Below are 22,383 nucleotides of genomic sequence, written 5' to 3' on the forward strand. Positions count from 1 at the left end.
CACCATTGGCGGGACCATGAGCACGGCCGCGACGTCCTTTCCCGAGAGGAATGCCGCAGAGGCCGCGGACCTCGTCCTCGCGCCTGAGACGGCAGCCCCCGAAGTCAGGGCGCGCCGGGCCCGGCAGCGCCGCCAGATGTATATGGGCCAGGTCGCAAGCTACTCGCTTGGCGCCTCGGTCCTGCTGCTCTACGCCTATGACGGCACGATCTCGATGGGCGTTCCGTCACTGTTCTGGATCGGCGGCCTCATCATCATCGGTACGTTCACGGTGCTGTCCGAAGCCGGCTTCGGCGACCGGTTCAAGGATCATTACCTCACCGTCTATCAGATCTCGGCGCATATGGCGCTGCAACTGGCGTTCCTGCTCGCGGTACCGACCGTCGGGGTCGCGTTCCTGGCCGTGTTGTTTCTGATCTTCGCGTTCGGCACACTGCGTATGACGTCGGGGCAGGCGATGCTCACCTGGGGCCTTGCCACCTGCGGGCTCGCCGCGGTTTTCCTGGGATCGGACCTGCCGATCGGACTGCCGGTCACGACGCGTCTGCAGCGAGCCGCCTCGATGCTCTGCTTCGTGCTGGTGATCGGCCAGTGCGCCTTTCTCGGCCTGTTCGGCGCCACCCTGCGCAAGATCCTGTACCGGCGCAGCATCGAACTGAAGGCGGCCTATCAGCGCATCGAGGAACTGGCCGAGCTCGATGAACTCACCGGCGCCTACAACCGCCGCTGCATCATGCGGCTTCTCGACGCCGAGATCGAAAAGTCGCGGCAGGCATCCACGCCGTGCGCGATCGCGCTGATCGATCTCGACTGGTTCAAGCGCATCAACGACGCCTTCGGCCATCCCGTCGGCGACGAGGTGCTGCGCACCTTCGCGATCACCATTTTCGCCAACATCCGCCCGGCCGACAGTTTCGGCCGATACGGCGGCGAGGAATTCCTGCTGCTGCTGCCGGGCATGCCGGGCGACGTCGCGCAGCGCATGCTGGAGCGGTTGCGCGGCATCGTCGCCGATCTCGACTGGAGCGCGTTCTCTCCGGGCATGCGGGTGACCATTTCCGCGGGCGTCGCGACGCTGCGCGACATCGATACTGCCGACACGTTTCTCGCGCGCGCCGACCGCGCGCTCTATTCCGCCAAGGCGCAAGGGCGCAACTCCATTGTGACGAGCTGACCAATCCATTTTCTCCCGGCGCGGCAGAAGCCGTTGCCGGGCCGAACGCTCCAGGACAGGGCAATGAGATCCAAATCCGCAAGACCATCCGAAAACCTGCTCGACGAATTACAGGCTGCCCTCACGCACGGCACCGTTGCGCGCCGGGTCGAGACGCTGCGCCGCATCACCGATCTCTTCGTGGGCAATGCAGTGGACTATTCCGACGACCACATTCGCGTGTTCGACGACGTGTTCCAATGCCTGATCGGGCAGATCGAGACGTCGGCCAGGGCGCTGCTCGCCGAACGCCTCGCACCGATCGCGGCTGCGCCGCCGAAAATCATCCGCACGCTCGCGCTCGACGAGGTCATCGAGGTCTCCGGCCCGGTGCTGTCGAAATCGGAACGGCTGGACGAGGCGACCCTGCTCGAGATCGCACGCACCAGGGGCCAGGCGCATCTCAAGGCGATCTCGCTACGGCGGATGCTGTCGGAAGCACTGACCGACGTGCTGGTGACGCGCGGCAACGAGGACGTGGTGCAGTCGACCGTCCGGAATCCGGGCGCGCGGCTTTCCGATGGAAGTCTCACCGAGCTCGTCATCCGCGCCGAGCGCGACGACGACCTCGCCAGCTGCATCGGCCTGCGGCCCGACCTGCCGCGCCATCACTATCTGAGACTGGTCGCCAAGGCATCCTCGAGCGTGCGCAGGAAGCTTGCGGCCGCGCATCCCGAGCTTGCGGATGAGGTCTCGAGCGTAGTCCAGCAAGCGGCCCAACGGGTTCGCGCTGCCGCCATGACGAAGCAGACCGAATTGGCCCGCGCGCTGGTGAAATCGCTGCACGACGACGGCCGGCTCAACGAGTTTCAGGTCACAACCTTCGCCGAGCAGGGCAAGTTCGACGAGACCAATGCGGGGCTGGCTGCGCTCGCCGGCGTCACGGTCGAGACGGCCGAGACCATGATGATCGAGAGCCGTACCGAAGGCGTGATGATCCTCGCCAAGGTCGCTGGCATGCAATGGTCGAGCGTGCGCGCCATCATCGCCATGCGCGAGAAGCTCTCCGGCGGGTCGCAGACCGACATTCTGACGCTGCGCGACAGCTATGAGGCGCTGCGTCCATCGACCGCGCAGCAGGTGCTGCGCTTCCACCGCATGCAGCTGGGCGCGACGCCGGCGGAGTGAAGCCGCAGGATCTGGACTAGAATCTTAGGACCTTCGATCCCACCAGCGCGCCGATCGCCGTTACCAGCGCGGTCGCGAGCGTGTACCAGGTCGCGACGAACAGGGGCGAGTCGTCGGTGCAGTGCGAGGCATAGAGGGTCGCGGCGAGGCCGGCCGACACCAGCCCGGCGAGCGCGCCGGCGAGCGCGGGGCTTGACGGCGCGCCGTGGCGCAGGCCGAACAGCGCCCCCGCAAGCAGCGGCAGCGACATCGCAGGGATCGCGACCAGGCATATCCTGGAGTTCTTGCCCATCAAGCGCATCGTCATCGGCATGGCCGGGGCCATCATCGCCTCGCTGCCGATCGCAACCGCCAGCAGCCCGACCGGCAGCAGCAGCAGCCAGGCCCAGCCGCGCAGCAGGGCTTCGGGACGCGACAAATGCAGGCTGATGATGATCGCGGGGATTGCGAGCGACAGCGTCACCGCGAACTTCATGTCGAAGAACGGGTTGTGCATGGCGCTCATCACGTCGGCGCGCACGCCGAGGAATGTCGCAAAAAACAGGATCGAAAACGGCGCGGCCACCAGCAGCGCCATGGCCAGCACGGCGCCGACGCGTGGAGCGCGGTGCGCGTTGTCGGCTGCGAGCGAGCGAATGAGTTGATCGGTGTCCATGACTAATGGTCTCGCAGTTTGGCCGTCAGCGCCGCAAGTCCGCGATGCAGCGCGACCCGCACCGCACCCTCGCTCATCGAAAACTTCGCCGCCGTATCCTTGATCGAGGCCGCCTCGACGGCGACCGATTGCAGCACGTCGCGCTGACGCTGCGGCAGCGTGCCCAGTTGGGCGGCGACCTCGGCGGCCGACGCGGTCTCCTGCGGCACCTCGCCCGGCAGCGTCTCTGCGAAATCGTCGATGTTGACGAACACGCGCTTGCCGCGCCGGCGGAGCGCGTCGATCAGCTTGTTGCGGCCGATCGCAAACAGCCAGGGCGCGAAGGGAGCCTCGCTGTCCCAAGTGTGCCGTTTCAGATGCACCGCCAACAGAATCTCCTGCACGATATCCTCGGCCTGGTCGGGAGGCTGACCTGCCCGCGCCAACCCGCGCCTCGCGGCAGCGCGCAGCACCGGCGTGATGGCCTTCAACAGGCGATGATACGCTGCGTCATCGCCAGCCATGGCCGACCGCATCAGGCCGGTCCATTCGTCCTCACGTCCGCGCACGCGCGCCCTCACCAAGCAATTCGGCCGCTCTTTCAATTTGTTACGTGGCGCCGGATAGATCACGAATTCGTGATCGAGCCGGCACCTCGCGACCGAAGCGGCCGTAAACATCTCTGGGGCGGCTCATAACACCGATCGGCGCGTTCCGCATCGGGCGGCCGGCCGCGAGGGGCGGTCTGCCCCGTTTTTGCCGGCTCTAGCCCGAAGATTCCCATTTTCTGCCCCGCTGTCGTCACGCCGCGGGGTCTCTGTTCGCTGCCGGGACGGGCGGAATTGGGGAGATCGTCAACATGATGAAAGCCAGCGCACGCGCGGCCCTGATCGTCTTGGCCGGGCTTTTCTTGCTGTTCGGAGGCATTGCACAGGCGGCGCCGAATTCGGCCGCAAGCAATAAAGCGGACAGCGCGGACCAGCAGGCCGACACGGCCAAGCACCGGCGCCAAGACTCGCGTCGCACCAGCAGCAGCAAGACGACGCAGAAATCCGACGACAAGGCCGACAGGAAGGGCGCCGCGGCACGTGCTGACGAGGCCAGGAACGGCAACAAGAACGACAACAAGGCAGGCAGTGAGGTGCCGGTGTCGAGCCAGATGCCGCCGGAGGTCGCCAATGCCAACGCGCAGCTCGCCACGGATACGCCGACTGCGGCTGCCGCCTCCGCGATGACGAACCGCGCCAACGACAATGTCCAGGCTGCAGCCGATAATACCAACGTCGCGCCGGCCGAAAGCCAGGTCGTCGCACCCGATCAGCTCAACGACATCGATCGCGCCCTGCAACAGGAGACGCCGGGGCAGAAGGCGGTGATTGCCGCAACCGAGGCACAGCCGCGGCCCGCGCCGGTGATGGCAAGCAGCCACCAGAGCTCGGCCTGGGATCAGAGCTCCCTGATCGGCAAGATCTTCATCGGCGTCGGCACGCTGCTGACGCTGGCGTCCGCCGCGCGGATGCTCATGGCGTGATTGCCGGCCGCTTCCCGGCCCGGGTACCTGCCTGACGGACCTCGTCCGGAACGCGCCCTCGTCGCGTTCCGGCGGCCTGCAGCCCCTTGAAGCCCATCGCGCCAGCGGGCACATTGCCCACCCAATCAAAAGCGTGGGTGGAGCATGAGCACGTTCGAACACATCATCGTCGAAAGCAAAGGCGCGGTCGGCATCGTCAAGCTGAACCGGCCGAAGATGCTCAACGCACTCTCCTTCGGCGTCTTCCGCGAGATCGCCGCGGCGGTCGACGATCTCGAGGCAGATGATGCCATCGGCTGCATCGTCGTGACCGGCAACGATAAGGCCTTTGCCGCCGGCGCCGACATCAAGGAGATGCAGCCCAAGGGCTTCATCGACATGTTCTCGGAGGATTTCGCCGCGATCGGCGGCGACCGCGTCGCGCGTTGCCGCAAGCCGACGATCGCGGCGGTTGCCGGCTATGCGCTGGGCGGCGGCTGCGAGCTCGCCATGATGTGCGATTTCATCATCGCCGCCGACACCGCGAAGTTCGGCCAGCCCGAGATCACGCTGGGCACCATTCCCGGCATCGGCGGTACCCAGCGCCTGACACGCGCGATCGGCAAGTCCAAGGCAATGGACCTCTGCCTCACCGGCCGGATGATGGATGCGGCGGAAGCCGAGCGCTCGGGCCTCGTCAGCCGCATCGTACCCGCCGACAAGCTCATGGACGAAGTGATGGCGGCAGCCGAGAAGATCGCCGCGATGTCGCGCCCTGCGGCCGCGATGGCCAAGGAAGCGGTGAACCGCGCCTTCGAGACCACGCTCGCCGAGGGCATGAGCGTCGAGCGCAATCTGTTCCACTCGACTTTCGCGCTCGAGGACCGCTCCGAGGGCATGGCTGCGTTCATCGAGAAGCGCAAGCCGGTGAACAAGAACCGGTAAGGCAAACCGGTCAGGCCGGCGTAAGGCTCTGCCGCGCTCCCGCAGAATGCTGTGACGGAGCTGCAACAAGCACGGATTTCATGGGGGTTTCCCCCGCGGCAGTTTGCCTGCGGGACCTTGGCTGGTTTAACAGTTAAGAGGACCGCCGTCGGCGGGGGCGGACAGCCGGGAATTTCGCGGGAACATATGATTGGGCGTATCGCCAGAGCTGGTCGCGGGGTGACGCGGCATCGATCGGGCGTGGGTCCCGCGTTTGCGACATGGGCCACGCTGGCGCTCTCTTGCGCCCTCCCCTCTAACGCCTGGGCCGAGGCCCTGCCGGAGGCGCTGGCCAAGGCCTACCAGACCAACCCGCAGCTCAATGCCGAGCGCGCGCGCCAGCGCGCGACCGACGAGAACGTACCGCAGGCGCTCGCCGGCTACCGGCCGCAGATCCTGGCCAGCCTCAGCGCCGGCCTGCAATCGGTGCGCAATCTGTTGCCCGACAACACCATCCAGACCGCCAACCTGAAACCCTGGATCATCGGCGTCACAGTGACGCAGACCCTGTTCAACGGTTTCCGCACCGCCAACAGCGTGCGGGCCGCCGAACTCCAGGTGCAGTCGGGCCGCGAGGCACTGCGCAATGTCGGCCAGGGCGTCCTGCTCGATGCGGTCACCGCCTACACCAACGTGCTCGCCAACCAGTCGCTGGTCGAGGCACAGCGTTCCAACGTCGCGTTCTTGCGCGAAACACTGGCGGTCACCCAGCGCCGTCTCAACGCCGGCGATGTCACGCCGACCGACACCGCGCAGGCCGAGGCCCGTCTCAATCGCGGCCTTGCCGATCTCAACGCGGCCGAGGTCGCGCTCGCCGTCAGCCAGGCGACCTATGCGCAGGTGATCGGCAATGCGCCATCGCAGCTTCGGCCCGCCGAGGCCGTCGACCGCTATCTGCCGAAGAGCCGCGAAGACGCCGTGACGATGGCGATCCGCCAGCATCCGGCGGTGATGGCCGCAAGCTTCGACGTCGATGTCGCCTCCACCAACATCCGCATCGCCGAAGGCACGCTGCTGCCGAGCGCCAGCATCCAGGGCAGCGCAAGCAAGAGCCGCAACAACGACCCGACGCTAGGCACCTTCGCCGAAGACCAAGCCTCCATCGTCGCCAACGTCACCGCGCCGATCTACGACGGCGGTCAGGCTGCGGCACAGACCCGGCAGGCCAAGGAGATCACGGCACAGAGCCGGCTCGTGCTCGACCAGGTGCGCAACCAGGCGCGCACGGCGGTGGTCAGCGCATGGGTTGCCAATGAAGGTGCCAAGGTCACGGTCTCGGCCTCGGAGTCCGAGGTGAAGGCGGCGACCGTCGCGCTCCAGGGCGTGCAGCGTGAGGCGGCCGGCGGACAGCGCACGACCGTGGACGTCTTGAACTCGCAAGCCGATCTGATCCAGGCCAAGGCCCGCCTCATCGGCGCGCAACGCGACCGCGTGATCGCCTCCTACACGCTGCTCAGCGCCATTGGCCATCTCGACGTCAAGACGTTGAACCTGAACACGCCGGACTACCTGCCCGAGGTGCATTACCACCAGGTCCGCGACGCCTGGCACGGCCTGCGTACGCCGTCGGGGCAGTAGGCGTCCCGCAGCGCCTCCAAAGCTCTCCGCACCGGTCGCCGTCTTGACGGTGCCCGGTCGGACGCGTTGACGGCTCACGTCCGCTTGCGGGCCTTGTTGAGCAGCTATGCAGCCAGGGGCAGCAGCTCACCCGGCGGATCTGATACCGTCCCAGCCGCATTTCCAAAGAACGAGGGAAGCCGTGCTCGACCGACGCAGCGTCCTGCTTGCCTCCCTTGCCGCCGGAGTAGCCATGACCAGCAAAGCCCGCGCCCGTGCGGCGCAACCCGCAACGCCGATCAATTTCGACATCCCGGCGCATGCCTGCGACTGCCACACCCACATTCATGGCGACCCCCAGAGATTTCCGTTCTTCGCGGGGCGCGTCTATACGCCGGAGCCGGCGAGCCCCGGAGAAATGGCGGCGCTGCACAAGGCGCTGCATATCGAGCGCGTGGTGATCGTGACGCCGAGCGTCTACGGCACCGACAATTCCTCCACCTTGTTCGGCATGAAGGCGCGTGGCGCGACCGCGCGCGGGGTCGCCGTGATCGACGACAAGACCACGGAAGCGGAGCTCGATACCATGCAGGCGGAAGGCTTCCGCGGCATCCGCATCAATCTGGCGACCGGGAGCATCAACGACCCCAATGTCGGCCGCGCCCGCTTCACCAGAGCCGTCGAGCGCGTGAAGGCGCGCGGCTGGCACGTGCAGCTCTACACGACGCCGGCGATGATCTCGGCGATAAAGGATCTCGTGCAGGCGTCGCCCGTGCCCGCCGTGTTCGACCATTTCGGCGGGCTCGAGGCCTCATTTGGGCTGGAGCAGCCGGGATTTGCCGACCTGGTTGCCCTCGTCAAGTCCGGCAAGGCCTATGTGAAGATCTCGGGCGCCTATCGCTCGTCGAAGCTCGCACCCGACTATCAGGACATGGTGCCCTATGCCCGCGCGCTGATCGCGGCCAATGCGGACCGGATCGTCTGGGGCACCGACTGGCCACATCCGGATTCCAGCCGCGTCGAGGGACGCAAGCCCACCGACATCGCTCCTTTCTATCAGATCGACGACGGCCGCCTGCTCAACCAGCTTCCGGTGTGGGCGCCGGATGCGGACGTGCGCAAGAAGATCCTGGTCGACAATCCGGCGCGGCTCTACGGGTTCTGACGGTCAGCGCGCGCGGCGGGAAAAGAACGAGATCAGGACCGGCAAGGTCACCAATATCACGAGCGGCGCCAGCATCATGCCGGTGACGACGACGACCGCGAGCGGCTTCTGCACCTGCGAGCCGATGCCTTCCGACAGCGCCGCCGGCAACAGGCCGACGCCCGCGACGACGCAGGTCATCAGCACGGGGCGGAGCTGAAGCTCGCCGGTGCGGACCACCGCGCTCATGCGGTCCATGCCCTCTTCGATGAGCTGGTTGAACTGCGAGAGGATGATGATGCCGTCCATCACGGCGATGCCGAACAGCGCGATGAAACCGATTGCCGCGGAGACGCTGAACGCCGTGCCTGTTATCAGCAGGCCCAGCACGCCGCCGAAGATCGCCATCGGAATCACGCTCATCGCGAGCAGCGTGTCGGTCATCGAGCCGAAATTGAACCAGAGCAGCACGCCGATCAGCGCCAGCGAGATCGGCACCACGATCGACAGCCGCCGGATCGCGTCCTGGAGATTGCCGAACTCGCCGACCCACTCCATGTGCGAGCCCGGCGGCAGCTGCACCTGCTCGGCGATCTTGTCCTGTGCCTCGCGGATGGCGCTGCCGAGATCGCGCTCGCGCACCGAGAACTTGATCGGCAGATAGCGCTCCTGCTGCTCGCGATAGATATAGGCCGCGCCGGAGACGAGGCTGATGGTGGCGACCTCGCTCAGGGGAATCTGCGTGACGGTGCCGTTCGGCCCGGGCGCGCCGATCCGCAAATTCTGGATCGCCTCGGCACTCCGGCGGTATTCCGGCGCGAGGCGAACGATGATCGGGAAGTGGCGGTCGCTTCCGGGCTCATAAAGGTCGCCGGCGGTGTCGCCGCCGATTGCGACCTTGATAGTGGCATTGATGTCGCCCGGCGCAAGGCCGTAGCGCGCGGCCTTGGCGCGGTCGATGTCGATCTGGATGGTCGGCTGCCCGAGCGAGGTGAACACGGCAAGGTCGGTGACGCCCTGTACGGTGGCCAGCACCGACTTGATCTTGTTGGCGGTGTCGGTCAGCGCCTGGAGGTCGCTGCCGAACAGCTTGATCGAGTTCTCGCCCTTCACGCCGGAGACGGCTTCGGAGACGTTGTCCTGGAGATATTGCGAGAAGTTGAACTCGACGCCGGGAAAGCGGTCGTCGAGCTGCTTGAGCAGTTGCGCGGTCAGCTCTTCCTTGTCGTGCGTTCCGGGCCATTGGCTCACGGGCTTGAGCGGCGCGAAGAACTCGGCATTGAAGAAGCCGGCGGCGTCGGTGCCGTCATCGGGACGGCCGTGCTGCGACACGACGGACTCGACCTCCGGCCGGGCGCGGATCACCTTGCGCATCTCGTTGACATAGCTGTTGCCTTCGTGGAGCGAGATGGTCGGCGGCAGCGTGGCACGGATCCAGAGATTGCCCTCCTCCAGCTTCGGCAGGAATTCGAGGCCGAGCAGCCGGCTGAGCGCCACCGTCGTCAGCACGAGGCCGACCGCACCGCCGAGGACGATGTTGCGATTGGCGACCGCCCAATGCAGCAGCGGCGAGTACAACCGGTGCAGGATCAGCATCACCTTGGTCTCGGTTTCCTCGACATGCGCGGGCAGGATGATCGCGGACAGCGCCGGCGTGACGGTGAAGGTCGCAAGGAGCCCACCGGCGAGCGCATAGGCATAGGTCCGGGCCATCGGCCCGAAGATGTTGCCCTCGACCCCGGACAGCGTGAACAGCGGCAGGAAGGCCGCAATGATGATCGCCGCGGCGAAGAAGATCGAGCGCGAGACGTCGGCGGCCGCGCTGAGGATGGCATGGCTCTTCATGCCGAACAGCATCTCGGGCGACGTATGCTCGGATTCCGAGATCGGCGTCGTCTGCGTCAGGCGGCGGAAGATCGCCTCCACCATGATGACGGTGGCATCGACGATCAGCCCGAAATCGATGGCGCCGACCGACAACAGGTTTGCCGATTCCCCGCGCAGCACCAGGATGATCACGGCGAAGAACAGCGCGAACGGAATGGTGGCGCCGACGATCAGCGCGCTGCGGAGATTGCCGAGGAATATCCACTGCAACAGCACGATTAGCAGGATGCCGACCACCATGTTGTGCAGCACGGTGTGGGTGGTGAGGTCGATCAGGTCCTTGCGGTCGTAGATGCGCTCGATGCGCACGCCCGGCGGCAGAATGGTGGAGTTGTTGATCTGCTGAACGAGCTGCTCGACCCGCTTGATGGTCGGCGAGCTCTGCTCGCCGCGGCGCATCAGGACGATTCCCTGCACGATGTCGTCGGTTTCGTCGAGGCCGGCGATGCCGAGACGCGGTTTCTGGCCGACGGTGACGGTTGCGACGTCCTTGACCAGCACCGGATTGCCGCCGGTCTGCGCCACCATGGTGTTGGCGAGGTCGTCGATCGAGCGGATCAGGCCGACGCCGCGCACCACGGCCGATTGCTGGCCGATATCGACGGTGTTGCCGCCGACATTGACGTTGGAATTGCCGACGGCCTGGAGCAGTTGCGGCAACGTCAGGCCGTTGGCGACCAGCTTGTTGAAGTCGACCTGGAGCTCGTAGGTCTTGCTCTTGCCGCCCCAGCCGGTGACGTCGATGACGCCGGGCACCGCGCGGAAACGGCGCTGGAGAATCCAGTCCTGGATGGTCTTGAGGTCGAGCACGCTGTAATTGGGCGGGCCGACCAGGCGGTAACGGAAGATCTCTCCGATCGGGCTCAGCGGCGAGATTTGCGGCTGCACGTTGCCCGGCAGCGGCGCGAGCTGCGCCAGGCGGTTCAGCACCTGCTGCAACGCCTCGTCATAGGTGTAGGCGAAGGAGAACTGGAGTTTGACGTCGGAGAGGCCGTAGAGCGAGATGGTGCGGATGGTGGTGAGATTCTTCAGACCCGCGACCTGAGTCTCGATCGGAATCGTGATGTAGCGCTCGATCTCCTCCGCCGACAGGCCCGGACTCTGCGTCACGATGTCGACCATCGGCGGGGTCGGATCGGGATAGGCCTCGATGTTGAGCTGGTTGAACGCGATAAGGCCGCCGATCAGCACGGCGGCGAACATGCCGACCATCAGGAAGCGCCGGTCGACGGCGAGGGCAACGAGACGATCCATTCAGGTCAACGGCCTTCCCCCTCTCCCCGCTTGCGGGGAGAGGGTTGGGGTGAGGGGGAGTCTCCGCAGGGACGGCGAGAGTTGGACTCGCGGAGAGTCCCCCTCACCCGGATTGCATCTTCGATGCAATCCGACCTCTCCCCGCAAGCGGGGCGAGGTGACGCGAGCCCGTGCGTGACCTGATTCACGTCAACATTCATTCTGGATCAGCTGCCGGAGGCTGCACGGTCGATGAACAGGCTGCCTTTGGTGACGATCTGCTCGCCGGGCTTGAGATTGCCGGTGACCTCGACGAGGTCGCCGTTGATGAGGCCGATCCTGATCTTGCGCAGCTCGACCGACTTGTCCTCGCGCGCGACCCAGATGCGGACGTTGTCGGCTTCGTAGATCAACGCCTGCTTCGGCACTGCCGGCGCGGCGCGGTCGCCGGCCGAATAGATCGTGACGTTGGCGAACATCTCCGGCTTCAACAGGCCGTCCTTGTTGTCGATGGTGGCGCGAACCAGAAGGCGGCGGGTGGCGGGGTCGATCGCAGCGGCGACGTAGTTGATCCTGGCGGTGAACGGACGGCCCGGCAGCGCCATCACGTTGACGGTGATGTCCTGCCCGATGCACACCGCGGCCGCGTCGCTCTCGCGCACGAAGGCGGTGAGCCAGACCGTGGAGAGATCGCCGATGACGAAGACCGGGTCGCTGGCGCCGGAATTGACGTACTGCCCGGGGCCGATCTTGCGCTGCACGACCGTGCCGGAGATCGGCGAATAGATCGTGACCTCCCGATTGATCGTGCCCTTGTCCTGGAACGCCTTGATGGTCTCGTCGGTGAAGCCGAGGATGCGCAGCTTGTTGCGCGCGGCTTCCAGCGCCGTCACCGAGGAGCGCATGTCGTTCTGCGCCTGGACCTGGGTTGTTTCCGCCTGCTGATAATCCTTCAGCGGAATGGCGTGTCCCTCATAAAGATCCTTGGCGCGCTTGAACTGGATGTCGGAGAGCTCGAGCGCCGACTTCGCCTTGTTCTGAGAGGTCATCGCCGCGATGAAATCGTTCTGGGCCTGCACGGTGTCGGCGGCCTCGATCGTAAACAGCGGTTGACCCTGCTTCAGCATCTCGCCCGGCTTGGCCAGCAGCTTGGTGACCCTGCCCGCGTAGGGCGAGAACACCGGCGTCGAGCGGTCCTCGTCGACCGCGACCTTGCCCTCTGTGACATACTCGGCTCGGAAGCTCTTGGCCTTGACCGGCTCGATCGTCAGCGTCGCCCATTCGGACGGCGTGGGCGTGAAGGTCTGCGCATTCCTGCGCGACTGGCTGGAAATCTCGGAGTGCTTTTTTTGCTTTGGCCCCGAAGAAAGCAAGCCGTAGGCACCGGCGCCTGCAAGAGCGAGTAGAACTACGGATGCGATCACCCGTTGTTTTGTAAGCACCTGCAATCGCTTGGTCTTTTCAAATACCATGGGCCCCGGTCGTGTCTGCGACGATCTCGGCAAATGACTGCCTCATCGGTCGCGCTAATAGTGCCGAATTGGGATTTCAAACAACCTAAAAAACGCTGGTCCCTTGCGGTTTGCGTTAAAGTTTTGCGACGTGTCAGCTTCATGTCAGCTTCGCGCAGGCCATTCTGCAGGATGAGTGCCGAGCGGCATCGCGGGACGGCTCCATTGTGCCGGCGTCTTCGACAGCACTGCCGAATGACGCACTGCCTTCAACGTGCCGAAGCCAGATGGCATATCTTCGATGAACGCAGCATGTACGGCCTCGCCCGCAATATCCGGGGTATTCAGTCCGCCGTCGAGCCGGCCGAGGCTCCACAACCAGCGTCCGGTCTGCGCCAGCGAGACGCGCACGTGCCAGCTGCCACCTTCGCGGGCCTGGCGCGCCCTGGCCATCATCGCGCCGAACGCCATCAGATAGCCGGTGGCGTGGTCGAGGATTTGCGCCGGCAATTCCCTGGGAGCATCGATGCCGGCGGCCCGGCCTTCGGCATGATTGAAGCCGGTCGTGGTCTGCACCAGCGAGTCGAAGCCGCGCCGCTCGGCCCAGGGGCCGGTGTGGCCATAGGCCGACAGCGTGAGATAGACGATGCCGGGATTGATTTGCGCTGCGGCCTCCGGCGCGAAACCGAGGGCAGCGAGCGCACGCGGGCGATAGCCTTGCGAGAAGATGTCGGCGTCCTTCAGCAGCTCGCGCAGCTGCGCCCGTCCGAACTCGCTCTTCAACTCGATGAAGGTGGTGAGCTTGCCGCGGCCGGTATCGATGGTGAGCCAGGGAATGGCGGACAGTTCCGGTCCTGACACCAGCAGCACGTCCGCGCCATGCGCCGCGAGCGTGCGGCCTGCGACGGGGCCCGCGATGACGCGGGAGAGATCGAGCACACGAAGTCCCGAGAGCGGACGATCGCCTTTTGGCCACGGCTTCGGCGGGGCCTCGCCGATCCTCTCGATCGAGACCAGCGGCAATTGCGCGAGCGCATGCGCCTGCGGCAAGGCGGACCATTCGTCGTAGGACCGCATCAGGGCGACGACGCCGCCTGCTGCGTAAGCCGCAGTTTCGAAATCCTCCCCCCTCCAATGCATCAACGCCGCCTGCACCTGCTCGCGCTCCGCCGCGCAGCCGAGCACCTCGCAGACGGCGTCGCGGTGATGCGGGAAATTGGTGTGGCAGCGGACGAAGCGGCCATCGCCGGTCCAGTAGACGCCGGCGATCGCGTCCCACGCCGGCGGCGGCGGCTTGTCGTCGACGCGCAAATAGCGCTCGGAACGACATTCGGCGACGGCGTGGCGCATGTCGACGGAGACGTCCTGCACCTCGCCGCTGCGCAGTCGCCAGATTTCGGCGGCGGCGAGCCCCGCGGCAGCTATCGTCGTCTGGCCGGCGACGGCGACACGAAACGAGGATGGGATTTGTGGCTCGGTGCCGGTCAGCCGCACGCGATCGAGCGGACCCGCATCGCCGCCGGCGGAAGTCCAGATACCCTTCAGAATGTCGGCGGGGCTTTGCATGGCCGGTGCCCTCCCTTGAAGCTTGAGCATGATCTCCGCGCAAACGCGGTCCGCGTTTGTCGCGATGGAAAACGGCTGCACACCTTTCCGGATCATGCTCTAATTTTCGCGACCATTCATCAGCACGAGAAGGAATGCAATGGCCGCCATCGATCCCCTCACCGCAGGCGCCGTGTTCATCGCGACGGCGGCCACCGACGCGGTCTATGTCATGTTCACCTCGGCGGTGATCGCGCGCAAGCGCGTGCCGGCGGCGAACTGGAGCGCGGTCTGGTACCTGCTCTCCTCCTATGCGGTGATCAGCTACACCGATAACGCGTTCTATGTCGCGTTCGCCGCGATCGGCTCCTGGGCCGGCGCCTATGCGTCGCTGACCTTCCTGCACCGCCCGCCCGGCGGTCCGCCGGTGGGGGCGGCACCGGAGTGAGGTCTCTCCGCGTCATTGCGAGGAGCCCTTGCGACGAAGCAATCCAGACCGTTGCTGCGGATGCAGTCTGGATTGCTTCGCTGCGCTCGCAATGTCGACGTGGAGGCTTCTGGGCGTCTCTCGAAGCAGCTACAGTCCCTGCGATCAACAAGAAGGAGCTAACAATGGATCTCGGTCTCAAAGGCAAGAACGCCATCGTCCTCGGCGGCACGCGCGGCATCGGGCGAGCGATTGCGGCGACGCTGGCTAGTGAAGGCGCCAATGTCGCGGTGTGCGCGCGCAACGCCGATCAGGTTGCGGCCACCGTCGCAGAGCTGAAGGCGAGCGGCATCAAGGCCACCGGCAGCCCGGTCGACGTCACCGACGGCGCGGCGCTGCAATCCTGGATCGAGAATGCAGCGAAGGAGCTCGGCGGCGTCGACTTGCTGTTCTCCAATGCCGGCGCGATGGCGCAAGGCGGCGATCCCGCGTCCTGGGAGCAGAATTTCCGGCTCGACGTACTCGGCGCCGTGCATGCATTCGATGCCGCGCGACCGTTCCTCGAAGCCAGCGGCGCGAGAAGCGGCGATGCGGCTTTCGTGATCATCTCGTCGATCGCCGCGGCGCAGGCGGACACGGCCAGCTCCTACGGTCCGGTCAAGGCCGCGTTGATCCACATGGCCAAGGGACTGGCCCGGCAATATGCGAAGAAGAGGATCCGGGTCAACGTCGTCTCGCCCGGCACGGTCTATTTCAAGGGCGGCGTCTGGGAGATGATCGAGCAGAACATGCCCGAGCGTTACAAGGATGCGATGAGCCGCAACCCGACCGGACGCATGGCAACGCCCCAGGAAATCGCGAGCGCTGCGGTGTTTCTGGCAAGCCCGGTGTCGGGGTTCACGACGGGATCGAATCTGGTCGTGGACGGCGCGATCTCGAACCGCGTGAATTTCTGAGGGCGCACTGTCATCGCCCGGCCTTGACCGGGCGATCCAGTATTCCAGAGACGGTTGTGATTGGGCCGAGAGGCCGCGGCGTACTGGATACCCGCTTTCGCGGGTATGACGACTGAGCGTGGGGCGCGCGATCTCTCGACAAACTCGGCATTTGCGAGCCAACTAATTGCGCATAGCGCGGCCCGATGACGGGCTCAGAGAAGAAACCCGGAATCTTTCCGGGGAACAGTCTGATGCTTCGCCGCTTCTCTCCTCGCAGAGGCACAGACGCTTATGGGGCGGATACGCGCGAACGTCGCCTGCGAATGAGCCACATTGCAAATTGTATGAGCCAATCTGGTGCGTTCAAATAGCGCAATGTATCAATCTGGCCCTGGTGTTCGCGGCTCCGAAAGCTGGCGTCGGAAAGGTAGCTCTCGTCGCTTTCACACCACTCCAATGTACGAACGATTTCCTCCTGCATGAACCCGGCGTCAGGCAGCTTCTTGAGAAAGCTGAGCTCGCGCCGAAGACAGGCCGCCTCGATTCGATAGCGGCTCGATTCTTCATAGATGATCCCCCATCCCTCTAACCGTGCATGGGTCGCTTCATGGACGATGGTAGAGGCGATCCGCTCAAGTGTCATTGTCTCGTTGAGAACGTAACGTTCATCGAGGGCGCAGGCGTTCAGTGACCGATCATAGTGCGCCTGGGCGCTGGGGAGCAGATGTACCCATATTCGATCGAGATTGCGGGAGATACGGGAATAGTTGAGTGTGTCGTGACGCTTGATGAGTTGGAGCGCCTCTTCCACGCGGCGCAACGCCGGGTAAGGCTTGCTTTCGGTTGTCCCGATCCAAAGCCCGTCGATCGTTCTGCTCTTGGAGAACCAGAGGCCCAGCCTGTCGATGCGGGAGGGCCTTCGCTCAAGCTTTACGGCGACGGCGAGGCCGCGCGATCGTTGCGGCGCTTTCAGCTGCAAATATTGACTCCCGCCGTGTCAAAATGGGCACTACGAATGATAGGCGCGCCTCGCTTTCAGGTTGCTTACAGACTCGATTCAAATCGTATTGATCGTTGGGCAGGATCGGCCGATTCCCGCGGTTGTCCATAATCCCTCAATGAAAGTCCCGCGACGGCGGCAGGATGCGGACGTTGCGGGGGTGGCGGATTTTTTGGGCTGGCATGTCCGCAAGAGCGCGGGGGTCTTCGTTGAGCGGCTCGACGACGGTGGCGCCTGCCGGTACCGGATGCTTGCGACCGAGCGCATCGTTGGCGAGGCCGATCAGATCGTGCGAGCGGTCGATCATGCGCTGGGCGATGAGATGCGTCACCTTTTCGGGGCTGCTCTGGATATAACCCTCGACCAGGATGAGGCGCGCGCCCATCACCTCCTTGCGGTACTGTTCCATGATCTTGGGCCAGACCACGACATTGGCGATGCCGGTCTCATCCTCCAGCGTCATGAAAACGACGCCGCTGGCGCTGCCCGGCCGCTGCCGGACCAAGACCACGCCGGCGCAACGGACGCGGCGGCGCTCGTTCTCGTGACTGATGTCCTTGCAGGCGACGATGCGCTCGCGCGAAAACATCTCGCGCAAGAATTCCATCGGATGGCCCTTCAGCGATAGCCGGATGGTCTGGTAGTCCGCGACCACCTGCTCGGCGCGCGGCATCACCGGCAGCGGCTTGGCGTGCTCGTCCGGCTGCTCGCGGGCGGTCGCCGCCTCGAACAGCGGCAGCGGCACGTCGTCGGGCAGCCGCCGCACCTGCCACAGCGCTTCGCGGCGATCGAGCCCGAGCGAGCGGAACGCGTCGGCATCCGCCAGCAGGATCAGCGCCCGCTTGGGCAGGCCGGTGTCGCGGGCGAAGTCCTCGAGCGAGGTGAAGGGATGGCGGTTGCGGGCGGCGACGATGCGGTCGGCCCAGTCAAGCTCAGCTTCTTCAATGCACATCTGGTCCAAGGCCGCACGAGAGGTGGATGGGTTCCCTCCCCCCTTGCGGGGGAGGGTTAGGGAGAGGGGTGAGCCGCACGGGCGCTGGTCGTGGCTTACCCCTCTCTCCAACTCTCCCCCGCAAGGGGGGAGAGAGCCCAACCATTTGTGCGCCCCTGACTCGTGTTCATCCACGCTTCGCTTGCGCAGCTGCTGCCCCCTCTTCAGCCTCTCCTCGTCCTCGTCCAGCCAGTGGAATCCATCGATCTGGCGAAAGCCCAGGCGCACGGCGCAGTATTTGCCACTCCCCTGCTCCAGCGTGTTCTGCGCAAAGCTGTAGGACACGTCGATGTCGCGAACCTCGACGCCGTTCTTGCGGGCATCGCCGACGATCTGCGCCGGCGCATAAAAGCCCATGGGCTGCGAGTTCAACAAGCCGCAGCAGAAGGCGTCGGGATGGTAGTGCTTCAGCCACGACGAAATGTAGACCAGTTGCGCAAAGCTTGCGGCATGGCTCTCGGGAAAACCGTAGGAGCCAAATCCCTTGATCTGGTCGAAGCAGCTTTTGGCGAAGTTGGGGTCGTAGCCGCGCGCCACCATATTGCCGATCAGCTTCTCCTCGTATTGGCCGATGGTGCCGACATTGCGGAAGGTCGCCATCGAGCGGCGCAGGCCATTGGCTTCCTCGGAGGTGAAATGTGCAGCCTCGATCGCAATGCGCATCGCCTGCTCCTGGAACAGCGGGACGCCGAGCGTCTTGTGCAGCACCTTGTAGAGCTCGTCCTTGTCGCCATGCTCCGGTGACGGCGAGGGGTAGCTCACCTTCTCGAGCCCGTTCCTTCGCCGCAAATACGGATGCACCATGTCGCCCTGGATCGGCCCCGGCCGCACGATCGCAACTTCGATGACGAGATCGTAGAAGGTCCGTGGCTTCAGGCGCGGCAGCATGTTCATCTGGGCGCGGCTCTCGACCTGGAACACGCCGAGCGACTCCCCGCGGCACAGCATGTCGTAGACCTCCGGGTCGTCCTGCGGAACACTCGCCAGCACAAAACGCTCGCCCTTGTGCCGATCGATCAGATCAAAACACTTGCGGATACAGGTCAGCATGCCCAGCGCCAGCACGTCGACCTTCATCATATGAAGCGCGTCGACATCGTCCTTGTCCCATTCGATGAAAGTGCGGTCGTCCATCGCGGCGTTGCCGATCGGAACATAGGTGTCGAGCCGGTCCTGGGTGAGCACATAGCCGCCGACATGCTGGGAGAGATGGCGCGGAAATTCGATCAGCTCGGTCGCAAGCTCGACCGCGAGGTTGATCATGGGATTGTTGGGATCGAGTCCGGCCTGCCTGACCTGCATGTCGTTGAGGCCCTTGCCCCAGCTGCCCCAGACGGTGTCGGCGAGGGCGGCGGTGACGTCCTCGGTCAGGCCCAGCGCCTTGCCGACGTCGCGGATGGCGCTGCGCGGGCGATAATGGATGACGGTGGCGATGATCGCGGCGCGGTGGCGGCCGTAGCGGCGATAGACATATTGCATCACCTCCTCGCGCCGCGAATGCTCGAAATCGACGTCGATGTCGGGCGGCTCCAGTCGCTCCTTGGAGATGAAGCGCTCGAACAACAGGTCGACCTTGGTCGGATCGACCGAGGTGATGCCGAGCACGTAGCAGACGGCCGAATTCGCCGCCGATCCCCGCCCCTGGCACAGGATGTTCTGGCTGCGTGCATAGTGCACGATGTCGTGCACGGTGAGGAAGTAATGCGCGTATTTCAGCTCGGCGATCAGCGCGAGCTCCTTCTTCAGCGTCGCGCGCAGCTTGTCGTCGATCTCGCCGCCGAAATATTCCGTCCGATTGCATCGATCGTGGACTTTTCCCGGATGCAGGTCAGCACGTCCTGGAGGGGACGGCGACCGGGGTGGTGATAGAGGACTTCGTTGGTCGCAAGCAGGGGCACTTTTGCTGTGGTGGCGAGATCATCGAGCCGCGCCAGACGGCGCCGGTCGTCGCCGCGATAGACCAGGCTCGCCGCCAGCCACACGCCCGCGGCGCGGCTGCCCTTGAGCTTTGCGAGAACATCCAGCGCCTGGGCCGGATCAAAGCGATGCGGCAGCGTCAGGACCAGGAGCTGGCCTTCCGAAAACTCCAGGAGATCAGCGAAGGCGAGATGGCATTCGCCCTTCTCGATCCGCGTGATGTCGTCGCCGCGCTTGCCCCGGGTGAGAAGCTGGCACAGACGGCCATAGGCGGCACGGTCGCGCGGATAGACCAGGACGTCGGGCGTGCCGTCGACGAAGACGATGCGCGCGCCGATCAGCAGTTTCGGCTTGTGCAGCACCTTGTCATTGTCGAGCTCTTTGTAGGCCCGCACCACGCCGGCGAGCGTGTTGTGATCGGCAATGCCGATCGCGGGGATGCCGAGGATGCTGGCCTGATGCACATAGGCGCGCGGATCCGAGCCGCCGCGCAGGAAGGAGAAGTTTGTGGTGATGCCGATCTCGGCATAGGCAGGCGTGGTCATGCGAAGAGACCGTGCACATACCAGTTGGGGGAAACGGGCTTGCCTTCGCCGTCGAACGTCTCTCCCTCGTAGAGACCGTCGCGAAAGATCCAGAAGCGCAGACCCTCGGCATCCTCGATGCGGAAATAGTCCCGCGTCAGCTGCTTGCCGTCCTGCTGCCACCATTCCATCGCGATGCGCTCGGGCCCCTCCACCCGCACCACCGCGTGCAGCGCGCGGCGCCAGGTGAATTGATGCGGCGGACCATCCGGCACGGTCGCGAACGGCACCTTGATCGGCTCCGGCTTGTCGAACAGCCGCAAGGGACGCAGCGGCGGCTCGCTCTCGGTGCGAACAGGCCATTCGGCCTGCATGGCAGCGGCGAGATGATGCTGGGCGGGGGCGGACCAAACCGCGCGTTCGGGGATATGGGTGTCCTGCGGCAGATGCACGACGACGCGCTTGCCCCCGATGCGCGCGGCGATGCGGTCGATCAGCGCAGCAATCTCGTCATTGTCGTGGACATGCGCATCGAGATCGCGCTGCTCCTGCACCACGATCTCGGTGCGGCTCGCCGACAGCCGCACCATGTCGAAACCGAAGCCGGGATCGAGGGGATCGGCGAGCGCATCGAGGCGTTCGCGGAACAGGCGGTCGATCACGGCGCTTCGCGTCACGGGGCGTCCGGTCTCGACCGTGATCGCGCGCACCACGCCGTCGGTGCGGAAGAAGGCAGCCTCCAGCCGCCGCGCGCCTTTGCCCTGCTTCTCCATGGACGCGATCAACGTGTCCGCCAGCCGCGACAGCGTCATCGCGATCATGGTGTCGGTCGCGATCGGCTCGGCGAAACGCTTCTCGACGATGTAGTCGGGCAGCGGTTTGCGCGGATTGATCGGCGCATCGCCCTGTCCCAGCGCATGCGCGAGCAGCGTGGAGAACCGCGCACCAAACCGCGCCGTGATCTCGTGGGAGCTGCGCGAGGCGACATCGCCGATGGTCTTCAGCCCGGCGCGGCGCAAGCCGGTGGTGATCGCCTCGCCTGCCCCGAGCGCGGACACCGGAAACTGGTCGATCGCAGCCGCCTCCCCACCATCTGCAACGATGGTTCCCGTGGCCTGCCGCGTCAGCGTGCGCGCGCAGACCGAGGTCCCGGCAATCGCAGCACTGACGGCAAAGCCCTGCCGGTCGAGCGCCCGGACCAGCGTCCGCAACAGCGCGGCTTCGCCGCCGAACAGATGCGCGCAGCCGGTGATATCGAGGAACAGCCCATGCGGCACATCGAGCGCCACCAGCGGCGTGAAGCGGTCGCACCAGTCGGCGATATCGCTGAGCGTCTTCGCATCGGCCGCGACATCGGCATCGAACACTTTCAAGTCCGGGCACATCGCCCGCGCATTGGCCAGGGGTTGGCCGATATACAGGCCGAGGCGCTCGGCGGCCTCGTCCAGCGCATGGATCACCAGCGCATTGTTGTCCTTGATGACGACGATATCAGGCTCATGATTGGCTTTACCCAGCCCGGCGCTGCCGAAAAACCGCTGAATCCTGTCGATGGGCAGGCGCGGCAGCCACAGGCTGAGGATACGTCGACGGTTCACTGAACTGGCACTCATCACAATTCCATTCCATGATCCACCGGCCACAGGGGCCATGACGATTGCGCAAGAGTTCGGCATCGAAGCGCGGCGCACCCCAGGCGCTCCATGCTGAGCCCGGCGGCGAATGCGCAGCGCGCAGCATCCATCGCGTTTCGGCAGTTGAAGGCAGTGGCTGCGCGGCCATGCGCAGCATCAGACCGGTGACGCCTGACGATTGCGCGGCGAGCGTCAGCTTGCGGCTTGCCACGAGATCGAACTGTCTGGTCTCGCCCCAGAGCTCGAGCACGACGGCGCCCAGCGCATCGCAGGCGAGCGCATCGGCCGAGGTGCGCAGCGCGCTCTCGACATCGGCGGCGCGCACCATCACCACGCGGCGCGGATCGAGGCCGAGCTCGGATAGCCCGCTCATCGACAGCGCACCCGTCTCTATCTCCGAAAAATCCTGCCGCACCCACAGCAGCGGCCGACGCGCGCTCACGCGTCCCGCAAGGCCCATGACGAAGCCGGTCGCGGCCGCGCCCTGTCGTCCTTCGCAAAACACCTCGTGGATCGCCGCGCGCGCGAGCCCGCCCTTCAGCGCGGTGTCGGCCTCGCTGTGGCCGAGCGCGACGCGATCGTGTTGATGTACGACCTCCGCCGTCTCGATGCGTTCGATCTGGCTGCGCAAGGTCGCAAGCGCGCTGATGCGTGCGCCGCTCATGC

Annotated in this window: 18 protein-coding genes; 8 read left to right on the top strand and 10 right to left on the bottom strand. The window is 65.3% G+C overall.

Annotated features, from left to right (window positions below; all coding sequences use genetic code 11):
• The first annotated feature begins 16 nt into the window (after positions 1–16).
• Together H1B27_RS35090 and H1B27_RS35095 are read left to right on the top strand one after the other, a co-directional pair.
• Entirely contained in the window at positions 17–1,174 is a 1,158-nt protein-coding gene (locus tag H1B27_RS35090) for a GGDEF domain-containing protein (protein WP_197969174.1), read from the top strand.
• Between the two features lie 63 nt (positions 1,175–1,237).
• Positions 1,238–2,341: a DUF2336 domain-containing protein gene (locus H1B27_RS35095; protein ID WP_197969176.1), complete on the top strand. Its 1,104-nt coding sequence runs from the start codon at positions 1,238–1,240 to the stop codon at positions 2,339–2,341.
• A 16-nt stretch (positions 2,342–2,357) separates the two neighbouring features.
• Here H1B27_RS35095 and H1B27_RS35100 read toward each other — a convergent pair whose 3' ends face one another.
• Together H1B27_RS35100 and H1B27_RS35105 are read right to left on the bottom strand one after the other, a co-directional pair.
• Positions 2,358–2,996: an NrsF family protein gene (locus H1B27_RS35100; RefSeq protein ID WP_197969177.1), complete on the bottom strand. Its 639-nt coding sequence runs from the start codon at positions 2,994–2,996 to the stop codon at positions 2,358–2,360.
• 2 nt (positions 2,997–2,998) lie between these two features.
• On the bottom strand, positions 2,999–3,544 hold the full coding sequence (locus H1B27_RS35105) for a sigma-70 family RNA polymerase sigma factor (RefSeq protein ID WP_197969179.1): 546 nt from the start codon (positions 3,542–3,544) through the stop codon (positions 2,999–3,001).
• Positions 3,545–3,834: 290 nt separating this feature from the next.
• Between H1B27_RS35105 and H1B27_RS35110 the strand changes: the two genes are divergently transcribed.
• The 4 genes from H1B27_RS35110 to H1B27_RS35125 all read left to right on the top strand — a co-directional run bounded on the left by H1B27_RS35110 (position 3,835) and on the right by H1B27_RS35125 (position 8,191).
• The gene (locus tag H1B27_RS35110; protein WP_197969180.1) at positions 3,835–4,506 is read left to right on the top strand and encodes a hypothetical protein; all 672 of its coding nucleotides are present in this window, start codon (positions 3,835–3,837) and stop codon (positions 4,504–4,506) included.
• 144 nt (positions 4,507–4,650) lie between these two features.
• Positions 4,651–5,430 carry an enoyl-CoA hydratase gene (locus tag H1B27_RS35115; protein WP_061878049.1) on the top strand — a complete coding sequence of 260 codons (780 nt, stop codon included), beginning with the start codon at positions 4,651–4,653 and terminating at the stop codon, positions 5,428–5,430.
• 186 nt (positions 5,431–5,616) lie between these two features.
• On the top strand, positions 5,617–7,047 hold the full coding sequence (locus tag H1B27_RS35120; protein WP_156504852.1) for a TolC family outer membrane protein: 1,431 nt from the start codon (positions 5,617–5,619) through the stop codon (positions 7,045–7,047).
• A 181-nt stretch (positions 7,048–7,228) separates the two neighbouring features.
• On the top strand, positions 7,229–8,191 hold the full coding sequence (locus H1B27_RS35125) for an amidohydrolase family protein (protein ID WP_197969182.1): 963 nt from the start codon (positions 7,229–7,231) through the stop codon (positions 8,189–8,191).
• A 3-nt stretch (positions 8,192–8,194) separates the two neighbouring features.
• Here H1B27_RS35125 and H1B27_RS35130 read toward each other — a convergent pair whose 3' ends face one another.
• The 3 genes from H1B27_RS35130 to H1B27_RS35140 all read right to left on the bottom strand — a co-directional run bounded on the left by H1B27_RS35130 (position 8,195) and on the right by H1B27_RS35140 (position 14,307).
• The gene (locus H1B27_RS35130) at positions 8,195–11,311 is read right to left on the bottom strand and encodes an efflux RND transporter permease subunit (protein ID WP_197969194.1); all 3,117 of its coding nucleotides are present in this window, start codon (positions 11,309–11,311) and stop codon (positions 8,195–8,197) included.
• Positions 11,312–11,517: 206 nt separating this feature from the next.
• Complete coding sequence (locus tag H1B27_RS35135; RefSeq protein ID WP_061878053.1) at positions 11,518–12,762, bottom strand: efflux RND transporter periplasmic adaptor subunit; 1,245 nt, start codon at positions 12,760–12,762, stop codon at positions 11,518–11,520.
• Positions 12,763–12,906: 144 nt separating this feature from the next.
• Positions 12,907–14,307 (bottom strand): CoA transferase, encoded by a 1,401-nt coding sequence (locus H1B27_RS35140; protein ID WP_197969195.1) that lies wholly within the window; start codon positions 14,305–14,307, stop codon positions 12,907–12,909.
• A gap of 139 nt (positions 14,308–14,446) precedes the next feature.
• Here H1B27_RS35140 and H1B27_RS35145 point away from each other — a divergent pair, with 139 nt between their 5' ends.
• Positions 14,447–14,734, top strand: coding sequence for a hypothetical protein (locus H1B27_RS35145; RefSeq protein ID WP_197969196.1), 288 nt, complete (start codon positions 14,447–14,449; stop codon positions 14,732–14,734).
• A 164-nt stretch (positions 14,735–14,898) separates the two neighbouring features.
• The gene (locus tag H1B27_RS35150) at positions 14,899–15,669 is read left to right on the top strand and encodes an SDR family NAD(P)-dependent oxidoreductase (protein WP_197969197.1); all 771 of its coding nucleotides are present in this window, start codon (positions 14,899–14,901) and stop codon (positions 15,667–15,669) included.
• A 271-nt stretch (positions 15,670–15,940) separates the two neighbouring features.
• On the opposite strand, the gene H1B27_RS35155 is transcribed toward H1B27_RS35150, so the two are convergent.
• The 5 genes from H1B27_RS35155 to H1B27_RS35170 form a co-directional block, all read right to left on the bottom strand.
• Entirely contained in the window at positions 15,941–16,630 is a 690-nt protein-coding gene (locus tag H1B27_RS35155) for a hypothetical protein (RefSeq protein ID WP_197969198.1), read from the bottom strand.
• A 136-nt stretch (positions 16,631–16,766) separates the two neighbouring features.
• A complete protein-coding gene (locus H1B27_RS35160; RefSeq protein WP_311977552.1) occupies positions 16,767–19,469 on the bottom strand; it encodes an error-prone DNA polymerase in 2,703 nt (900 codons plus the stop codon).
• Positions 19,385–20,104, bottom strand: a complete 720-nt coding sequence (locus tag H1B27_RS40505; RefSeq protein WP_246515920.1) for a PHP domain-containing protein — start codon at positions 20,102–20,104, stop codon at positions 19,385–19,387. Before H1B27_RS40505 ends, H1B27_RS35160 begins: the two co-directional genes overlap by 85 nt.
• On the bottom strand, positions 20,101–21,696 hold the full coding sequence (locus H1B27_RS35165; RefSeq protein ID WP_197969199.1) for a Y-family DNA polymerase: 1,596 nt from the start codon (positions 21,694–21,696) through the stop codon (positions 20,101–20,103). The genes H1B27_RS40505 and H1B27_RS35165 overlap by 4 nt, the downstream gene beginning before the upstream one ends.
• Positions 21,593–22,381: an ImuA family protein gene (locus H1B27_RS35170; RefSeq protein WP_197969200.1), complete on the bottom strand. Its 789-nt coding sequence runs from the start codon at positions 22,379–22,381 to the stop codon at positions 21,593–21,595. The genes H1B27_RS35165 and H1B27_RS35170 overlap by 104 nt, the downstream gene beginning before the upstream one ends.
• Positions 22,382–22,383: the final 2 nt, after the last annotated feature.

Origin of the sequence: Bradyrhizobium diversitatis (assembly GCF_016031635.1) — a bacterium.
Classification (GTDB): domain Bacteria; phylum Pseudomonadota; class Alphaproteobacteria; order Rhizobiales; family Xanthobacteraceae; genus Bradyrhizobium; species Bradyrhizobium diversitatis.

Excerpts from the sequence above, each read along its gene's own strand:
- H1B27_RS40505 (WP_246515920.1), bottom strand. The coding sequence starts at position 20,104 with ATGACCACGCCTGCCTATGCCGAGATCGGCATCACCACAAACTTCTCC.
- H1B27_RS35110 (WP_197969180.1), top strand. The coding sequence starts at position 3,835 with ATGATGAAAGCCAGCGCACGCGCGGCCCTGATCGTCTTGGCCGGGCTT.
- H1B27_RS35115 (WP_061878049.1), top strand. The coding sequence starts at position 4,651 with ATGAGCACGTTCGAACACATCATCGTCGAAAGCAAAGGCGCGGTCGGC.
- H1B27_RS35140 (WP_197969195.1), bottom strand. The coding sequence starts at position 14,307 with ATGCAAAGCCCCGCCGACATTCTGAAGGGTATCTGGACTTCCGCCGGC.
- H1B27_RS35130 (WP_197969194.1), bottom strand. The coding sequence starts at position 11,311 with ATGGATCGTCTCGTTGCCCTCGCCGTCGACCGGCGCTTCCTGATGGTC.
- H1B27_RS35095 (WP_197969176.1), top strand. The coding sequence starts at position 1,238 with ATGAGATCCAAATCCGCAAGACCATCCGAAAACCTGCTCGACGAATTA.
- H1B27_RS35090 (WP_197969174.1), top strand. The coding sequence starts at position 17 with ATGAGCACGGCCGCGACGTCCTTTCCCGAGAGGAATGCCGCAGAGGCC.
- H1B27_RS35135 (WP_061878053.1), bottom strand. The coding sequence starts at position 12,762 with ATGGTATTTGAAAAGACCAAGCGATTGCAGGTGCTTACAAAACAACGG.
- H1B27_RS35165 (WP_197969199.1), bottom strand. The coding sequence starts at position 21,696 with ATGAGTGCCAGTTCAGTGAACCGTCGACGTATCCTCAGCCTGTGGCTG.
- H1B27_RS35150 (WP_197969197.1), top strand. The coding sequence starts at position 14,899 with ATGGATCTCGGTCTCAAAGGCAAGAACGCCATCGTCCTCGGCGGCACG.
- H1B27_RS35170 (WP_197969200.1), bottom strand. The coding sequence starts at position 22,381 with ATGAGCGGCGCACGCATCAGCGCGCTTGCGACCTTGCGCAGCCAGATC.
- H1B27_RS35120 (WP_156504852.1), top strand. The coding sequence starts at position 5,617 with ATGATTGGGCGTATCGCCAGAGCTGGTCGCGGGGTGACGCGGCATCGA.
- H1B27_RS35100 (WP_197969177.1), bottom strand. The coding sequence starts at position 2,996 with ATGGACACCGATCAACTCATTCGCTCGCTCGCAGCCGACAACGCGCAC.
- H1B27_RS35145 (WP_197969196.1), top strand. The coding sequence starts at position 14,447 with ATGGCCGCCATCGATCCCCTCACCGCAGGCGCCGTGTTCATCGCGACG.